Here is a 7,714-nt window from a genome sequence, read left to right as displayed (position 1 = left end):
CCGTTGAACTGGGCGCGGGTGAGCCAACCTCGCGCCAGCAGGCGCAGCGCATCGATCAACTGCGGGCGGAACAGCGCCGGGCGCCGACAATCATGGGCCAGGGTGGCCAATGCCCGCAGGGTGTCCACATTGCCCTGCACTGCACCATAGTCGCTTTCCAGGCCCCAGAAGGCGGTGATGACCTCGGCTGGAACGCCGGTCTCGCGCTCGGCAGCGGCAAAGACATCGGCGTGCTCGCGCAGCTTCTGACGTCCGACGCGCAGCCGATAGGCATTGACCATGCGCCCGGCAAAGGTCAGCCAATCCTGGGTGAACACGGCCTGGCTACGATCGTGCTTGAGCACCTCGGCGCTAGGCTGCAGCCCCTCAAGCGCACTCAGGGCCTCCTCAGAAACGCCTGCTGCACGGGCCTCCGCGCGCACCGCCGTCAACCAGGCATCGAAATCACCGCCGCAGCTGAGCTGATCGCTCGCAGCTGCGCCTCCAATCCAAAAGGCCAGCAACGCAGCGCCGATGCAGGCTCGAGATACGGCTCTCAGACCATCACCACACTTCGAAGTCTTTGCTGCTTGTTGCTCCATCGACAATCTCAACAGACGCTTGATCATCAACACCCTCTTCCCCCTCTTTGTCCCGTTCTTCATCCTAGCCCAATGCTCCTTGGATATACGCCTCATCGGCCTCCCGCTCTAAGCAACGTCGCCTAAATCGCTGCCATGGCCTCGGGGTCAGCCACAGAATTCCTGATTGGTGACTGCGCGACACTGGACGAAGCGACATTGGGCGAAATCACCCCACAACTGGTTGTAATGCCCCAGCCTCATTGGCCATTGCGCGATGCGCACCTCTCTCACCCTGGCATCAGGCTGACTGAGCTGCCGGCAAGGCCTCGGCATCGACCTTGCAGCGGCAGCGGTGCGTCTTAGCCCGGACCCGTGACGCCGGGTCCTGGCAGCTGGCGCCCAATCTCGCAATTCGACCCATCAACCAAGGAGCTGAACCCCGATGGCAGATTCCTCCCAAGGCCTCCATGAAGAGGCGTCCGAGCTTAGCGCGCTCACCCGCGATGTGCATCGTGCGCTGGTGTCACTCCAAGAGGAGCTCGAAGCCGTGGACTGGTATCGCCAGCGCGCCGAAGCCTGTCGCGACGGCGAGCTGCGCGAGGTCCTCTTGCACAACATGCGCGAAGAGATCGAGCACGGCGCAATGGTCTTGGAATGGCTGCGCCGCCGCGACGCCTCGTTCGATGAGCATCTGCGCACCTATCTCTTCACCGACGTACCCATTACCGAAGCCGAGGAAGCCGCGACGAGCAGCGCTGACGAGGCCGGCGCCGACAGCTCCGAGACTGCAGAGCCCGCAGCCGTGCCGGCTGCCGCCCCGCAGGCTCTCACCCTTGGCAGCCTCAAGCAACAGGACCGGGAGGTCACACGATGAGCTATCTAAATCGCGAGGCCGCAGGCCTACCGGAAACCGTCTGGGAGCGCATCGATGAGAGCGCACTCGAGGCCGCAAGCGACGTGCTCACCGGCCGCCGCTTCCTGGATCTCGACGGCCCCTATGGCCTTGGGCTCACGAGCCTCGAGGCTGGCCCGGAAACCATCGCTGCCGATGGCGGCGACGAGCTGGCCACGACCATCGGCAGCCGGGCCTTACCGGTGCCGCTGCTGCAGCATTCGTTCAGTCTCAGCCGTCGGCGGGTCGAAGGGCACCTTGGGCTCGGCCTACCGCTCGACCTGCGTGCGGCTGAGGATGCGGCCGAAGCCGTCGCCCGCCGCGAAGAGCAGGTCATCTACAACGGTGTGCCAGAGCTTGGCCTGGAAGGCCTGCTGACCGCGAGCGGCCGCGCGACCTCGCCCGCTGGCGATTGGGCCCAGGTCGAGCAGGCGCTCGATGATGTGCTGAACGCGGTCAACAAGCTGGACGCAAACGGCTTCAGCGGCCCCTACGCCCTCGCCCTGTCGCCGGCCCGCTACAACGCCCTCTTCCGTCGTTACCAATGCGGCGACATGCTCCAGGTCGATCATCTGCGGCGCCTGTGCGAGGCCGGCGTCTACAAGGCGGCCATCGACGGCGCCGTGCTGGTCGACCCACGTGTCGGCGAGCTCAAGATCGGCCAGGATCTGCGGGTCGGCTTCGCCGCGAGCGACGGCATTCATCTGAAGCTGTTCATCTCCGAGAGCCTGGTCTTTCTGCTCGATGATCCATCAGCAATCTGCACCCTGGAAGAGAGCGGCTGATGGACCATTCGCGGAGTCCTGACAAGCAGGAGCATCATCAGGAGCAGGCTCAGGAGCACGGAGGCCGGGATCAGCAGGGTCAGCATGAGCACCACGGACACCATGACCACGGGGCCATGATCGCCGACTTCCGTCGGCGGTTCTGGGTCTCGGTCTTGTTGACGGTGCCGATCCTGCTGCTGTCGCCGCTGATCCAGTCGTTTCTCGGGCTCACCGAGGTGCTTGGCTTTCCGGGCGACCAGTATGCCCTGCTCGCCCTGTCCACCGCGGTGTTCCTCTACGGAGGCTGGCCGTTCCTGAGCGGTCTTTGGTCCGAGCTGCGTGCCGGCGCGCCCGGCATGATGACCCTGATCGCGCTGGCGATCACGGTCGCCTATGGCTATTCAGCGGCCGTGGTGCTCGGGCTCGAAGGCAAGGTGTTCTTCTGGGAGCTCGCGACCCTGGTCGACGTGATGCTGCTCGGCCACTGGATCGAGATGAAGTCGGTGATGGGGGCCTCGAGCGCGCTCGAGAGCCTGGTCCAGATGATGCCCGACCGGGCACTGCGTCTCGATGAGAACGGCAAGGTCAAGGAGGTGCCAATCAGCGAGCTGCGACAGGGCGATCGGGTGCGGGTCCGCCCCGGCGAGAAGGTGCCGGTCGACGGCACCATCCTTGCGGGCCGCACCAGCCTGAACCAGTCCATGCTCACCGGCGAGTCCCGCCCAGTCGAGAAGGGCGAAGGCGATGAGGCCGTTGGCGGTGCCATCAATGGCGAAGGCAGCATCACGCTGGAGGTCCAGAAGACCGGTGCCGACACCTATCTCTCACAAGTGGTCGAGACGGTTCGCCAAGCGCAGGCATCGCGCTCACGGGCGCAGAACCTGGCCGACCGTGCCGCCGCCTGGCTGACCTACATCGCCCTCTCGGCCGGCGCGATCACGCTCGCGACCTGGCTCTTCGTCGGTCGCGCGTTCGACTTCGCGCTCGAGCGGATGGTCACGGTGATGGTGATCACCTGCCCGCATGCCCTCGGGCTCGCGGTGCCGCTCGTGGTCGCGGTCAGTACCAGCCTCGCCGCCGGGCGTGGCCTGCTGATTCGCGAACGGGCCGGCTTCGAGCGCGCGCGCAAGCTCGACGCCATCGTCTTCGACAAGACCGGCACGCTGACCGCCGGACGCTTCGGCGTCCAGGGAATCCGCAGCTTCGGCGAGCTGGACGACGACGAGCTCCTGCGTCTGGCCGCTGGCCTGGAATCGCACTCCGAGCATCCGATTGCAGAGGGCATCGTCGAGGCCGCGCGGGACAAAGGGCTATCGATCCCTGAGGCCGCCGCGTTCGAGAATCTCTCCGGCCGCGGTGCCAAGGCCGAGGTCGAGGGGCGCAACGTCCGTGTGGTCAGCCCCGGTTACCTGCGCGAGCAGTCGATCTCGGTCGATGAGGACGCGGTCGCCGAGCTGCGCGCGGGCGGCAAGACGCTGGTCTATGTGCTGGAAGACGAGCAACCGCTTGGCGCCATCGCGCTGGCGGATATGATCCTGGATGACTCGCGCGAGGCGATCGACCGCCTCAAGGCAATGGGCATCGACTGCCTGATGCTGACCGGTGATCACGAGGCCGTGGCCAAGTCTGTCGCCGACGAGCTGGGCCTGAGCCAATACTTCGCCGAGGTGCTGCCGGACGAGAAGGCCAAGCGCATCGAAGAGGTCCAGCGCGACGGGCGCATCGTCGCCATGGTCGGCGATGGCGTCAATGATGCCCCGGCACTGGTGCAATCCGATCTCGGGATCGCGATTGGCGCCGGTACCGACGTCGCGGTCGAGTCCGCTGACATCGTGCTCGTCGAGTCCGACCCTAAGCGCGTTGCCGACGTGATCGAGCTCTCGCGGGCCACCTACGGCAAGATGATCCAGAACCTGTTCTGGGCCACCGGCTACAATGCCGTTGCCATCCCGCTCGCGGGCGGCGTGGCCTATGGGGTTGGCATCCTGCTGAGTCCCGCCGTCGGCGCCGCCTTGATGTCACTCTCCACCGTCATCGTCGCCATCAATGCCAAGCTGCTGGGGCGCTTCAAGCCCTCGGGCGCGTCATTCCGGTCAGCGAAAGACGGCTCAAGCGCCGATCCAGAGCCTATTTGAGCGCTTGCTCGAGCGGGATGCCATCAATCCCGATTCACATGATCGATGTCGGTGGCTTCGTCATCGCGACCTTCACGACCGAAAGCACGGTAGGCAAGCACGAGGTAAGTGATCAGCATGACTACCGAGACCAGGATTAAGATCAGCCCCACGGTCCACATGTCGGGGTCGAGATAGAAGGCGCCAAGCAGGAACAGGAGTCCCACGAAGGCAAACATCAGACTATAGAATAGGGTCGGCTGGGAGCAGCACACAGCGGCCTTCTGCCACCAAGGCATCTTTCTCCAGCGCTGCTCAGATCTCGGATAACGCATGCTAAACCTCCATGCTCGGTCTCAGGCCGGCTCGTAGACGCGGACCTTGGCGCGCTCGTCGAGAGCGACTGGGCTCGCCCTCTGCGGTGCTGCACGCAGCTCCTGCGCCCAAACCGCCAGGTGCAGGGTCTCCCCGGCACGGTTGAGCCAATCGATCGACTGTCGTGGCACTAAGCAGGACTGTTCCTTTGCGTGACCGCTCGCAGCAGACGCACCCTGAGCGTTGGCGCTCGAAGACCCGATACTGACGTCGAGATAAGCCAAGGCCCAATCCCGGTCATCGAAGACCAGATCGTTGATGGTCAAGGCCACACCATCGGCGGTCTCGGCGGCCCAACCGAGCAGGGTTTCGGCCCGCAGCACATCATCCACTGACAGATCGGTCTCGACGCCTAGGTCGGCCGCAACCTCCGCCTCGAGCTCATCGGCCGGAGGGGGCGGCGGATCGACACCCTCTTCGGGATCGATCTCGGCACGCCAATGCGCAGCCCAGTCGGGTGGCAAGGCGTCTTCATCGCCGAGACCGGCAAGGCCGTCCTCAGCCGCCATCGCTGGACTGGAGCGCAGCGTCTCGGCATCGGCATCCAGGTCGAGCTCAGCTCGCGCCTCGTCGTAGCCGGCCACCATCCGGGGAGCAATCAGCAGCTCCCGTTCTGGCGCCCAGGCTTCGGCCTCTGCCGCGAGCAGACGGATTGTCCAGTTATCGGTGTCGAGCAGGACATCGCGCAGGCCCGCGGTCATCCCGTCGGTGGTCCGCAATCGCCAGCCGAAGAGATGACTCACTGCAAGGAAACTTTGATTCATCGAGTGCTCCTTCGCGTTGCTCAGTCTCGCCCGCTTCGGTCACGGTGACTCGAGACGACTGGCTCGGCTTGCTCATCACGCCAGAGCGCGTGGCAGGCGGGCGAACAAAAGGCCAGGGTATAGTCCTGCCCCTCGGGATGCAGCGCCTCATCAGGCGGTATCTCCTGCTGGCACTGCTCGCAATGGAGTGGCCTTGGCCAGCGGCCCTCCTGATCTGGCTTGTCATTATTGGCTGCCATTGGTGACCTCCCTTGAGTCACTGGAAGATGAGTCACTGGACGAATGGAAGGGGGAGACAGCGAGATCCTGATGCCAGTATCCCGAAGCGCTCTCCTGAGACGCTTGCTATCGAGCTTCGACAGCGCGCTCAGCCCCTCATCAAGACGCGGTCTGGAAGCCCTCGGCCTCCCAGCCGGTCATGCCGCCGAGCACGTTGTAGACCTCGCGATGACCGCGAGCCTTAAGCACGCTCGCGGCAACCGATGAGCGATAGCCGCTCCCGCAGATCGACGCAATGGGCCGATCCTTGGGCAGCTCATCGACGCGTTTCACGATCTCGGCGCCTGTGATATGGCGGGCTTGCGGGATATGCCCGGCGCTCCACTCCGCCGGCTGGCGCACGTCGAGCACGAGAAGATCGCGGTCCTTATCGAGCGCTCGTCGCAGCTCGTGCACTGTCCACTGCGGCAAGACGTCGATCGGCTTGCCGGCGGTGCGCCAGGCAAACATGCCGCCCCCGAGCCAGCCGCGCGGTAGCGGATAACCGATCCGCAACAATTGCCAGCACACCTCCCAGAGATCCCCGGCGCGGTCGAGCACCAGGATCAGATCCCGATCCGGCGGCAAGACGCTGCCGGCCCAGGTCGCAAAGCTGTTGCCGATGCCGACATTGATCGCGCCTGGAATGTGCGCCGAAAACGCCTCTGGGGGTCGGCAGTCGACGACAATGGCACCCTCGTCCCGCGCCTTCTCGAACTCATCGATGCCGAGCGGCGGCGGATCGGCCAGCACGCCAAGCGGCGGTGGCCCCTCGGTATTGAGCTTGCGCATCCGCGGCCAATAGGGCGGCACCGCCGGGAGATCGGTCAGATCCATGCACTGACGCACGAACTCCTCGCTCGATGACAGGCTGCTCAATACCTGGTTCATGCGCCGCTCGTAGCCAATCGTCGTCGACAGCCGACTGCCGATGTTGCCGCCGCAGAGCGAGCCGGCCACATGGGTCGGGAAGACCTCGACGAAATCCGGCAGTGGCAGGATCTTGTGCTGCAAGGTCTCGCAGAAGGCCTCGGCGCCCTGTCGCGTCTCTTCTTCGCCGCCCAGCAGGTCGGGTCGCGCCAGATCGCCGACCAAGAGCGCGCCGCCCGAGAACAGGATTGCTGGCTCATCACCGCGCGAGCGATCGGTGACCAAGAGACTGATGTGCTCCGGCGTATGCCCCGGCGTGTGCATCAGCTCGAAACGGACCTCGCCCATCTCCAGGGTCTCGCCGTCGTCCATCGCACGCACCAGATAGCCGACCTCGGCGCGCGCTCCAGCCAGCAGCTGAACCTCGCCGCGCGCAGGCAGCTCACAGATGCCGCTGAGATAGTCGTTGTGCTGGTGGGTATCGCAGGCGTAGCGGATACGCATCCCCTGCTCGCGCGCCTCCGAGAAATAGGTCTCGACATCGCGGCGCACATCGAGCACCAGCGCCTCTCCCGACTCCTCGGAGCCCACCAGGTAGGAGGCATGGCCGAGACTGGGGAGGTAGAACTGTTTGAAGAACATCGAAGCGCTCCTAGCTCAGGGAAGTTGGGCTCAGGGAAGTTGGGCTCAGGGAAACTTGGGGTCAGGGAAACTTGGAACTCCTCGTCACCGAGTGCAAAGGCCGCGCCAGCCCCATAAGCCGCCTGCTCGTCTCCCCGCTCAGCGATGCGTTCCTCCGCCAAGGCGTTAGGAGTTGGGGGCAGGCGGCTGGCCAACAGCTCGGCCAGTCGATCAATAAGAAACGGTCCGAATAAACCAGCCACTGGGTCAAATGCCCCGCATGCTCTTGCGAATACCGACAACGACATCGGTCGAGACAGCATTAGCGTATAAGCCCCGCTCGGCAAAGCCACTGGTGGGGCCGCTGCAAAAGCCACTGGCATGGCCGCTGCATAAGCTACGAGCACTTCCAATTCGCGGACCTGCGATCTCCGGCGCAACGAAACGCTCGACTCTAGCGAGGCCTCAACCTGATCCCTCAACCTGATCC

The 7,714-nt window shown here is 64.7% G+C and carries 8 protein-coding genes; 3 read left to right on the top strand and 5 right to left on the bottom strand.

Annotated features, from left to right (window positions below; all coding sequences use genetic code 11):
• The coding region (locus ACY693_RS11195; protein ID WP_462321909.1) for a lytic murein transglycosylase at positions 1-608 on the bottom strand (608 nt) is incomplete at its 3' end.
• A 397-nt stretch (positions 609-1,005) separates the two neighbouring features.
• On the opposite strand from ACY693_RS11195, the gene ACY693_RS11190 reads away from it, so the two are divergent.
• From ACY693_RS11190 to ACY693_RS11180, 3 genes are read left to right on the top strand one after another with little or no spacing between them, the layout of a single operon-like run.
• Positions 1,006-1,437, top strand: coding sequence for an encapsulin-associated ferritin-like protein (locus ACY693_RS11190; RefSeq protein ID WP_462321908.1), 432 nt, complete (start codon positions 1,006-1,008; stop codon positions 1,435-1,437).
• The gene (locus ACY693_RS11185) at positions 1,434-2,240 is read left to right on the top strand and encodes a family 1 encapsulin nanocompartment shell protein (RefSeq protein WP_462321907.1); all 807 of its coding nucleotides are present in this window, start codon (positions 1,434-1,436) and stop codon (positions 2,238-2,240) included. Before ACY693_RS11190 ends, ACY693_RS11185 begins: the two co-directional genes overlap by 4 nt.
• Positions 2,240-4,357, top strand: a complete 2,118-nt coding sequence (locus ACY693_RS11180) for a copper-translocating P-type ATPase (protein WP_462321906.1) — start codon at positions 2,240-2,242, stop codon at positions 4,355-4,357. Before ACY693_RS11185 ends, ACY693_RS11180 begins: the two co-directional genes overlap by 1 nt.
• A gap of 23 nt (positions 4,358-4,380) precedes the next feature.
• On the opposite strand, the gene ACY693_RS11175 is transcribed toward ACY693_RS11180, so the two are convergent.
• The 4 genes from ACY693_RS11175 to ACY693_RS11160 all read right to left on the bottom strand — a co-directional run bounded on the left by ACY693_RS11175 (position 4,381) and on the right by ACY693_RS11160 (position 7,245).
• Entirely contained in the window at positions 4,381-4,575 is a 195-nt protein-coding gene (locus tag ACY693_RS11175) for a hypothetical protein (RefSeq protein ID WP_462321905.1), read from the bottom strand.
• A 117-nt stretch (positions 4,576-4,692) separates the two neighbouring features.
• Positions 4,693-5,475: a hypothetical protein gene (locus ACY693_RS11170; RefSeq protein ID WP_462321904.1), complete on the bottom strand. Its 783-nt coding sequence runs from the start codon at positions 5,473-5,475 to the stop codon at positions 4,693-4,695.
• Between the two features lie 20 nt (positions 5,476-5,495).
• The gene (locus tag ACY693_RS11165) at positions 5,496-5,714 is read right to left on the bottom strand and encodes a hypothetical protein (protein WP_462321903.1); all 219 of its coding nucleotides are present in this window, start codon (positions 5,712-5,714) and stop codon (positions 5,496-5,498) included.
• Positions 5,715-5,853: 139 nt separating this feature from the next.
• A complete protein-coding gene (locus ACY693_RS11160) occupies positions 5,854-7,245 on the bottom strand; it encodes an MBL fold metallo-hydrolase (protein WP_462321902.1) in 1,392 nt (463 codons plus the stop codon).
• Between the last annotated feature and the right edge of the window lie 469 nt (positions 7,246-7,714).

It is taken from the genome of Halochromatium sp., from assembly GCF_054919635.1.
The sequence above is the reverse complement of the archived record's forward strand: the minus strand, read 5'-3'. Positions and strand labels throughout refer to the sequence as shown.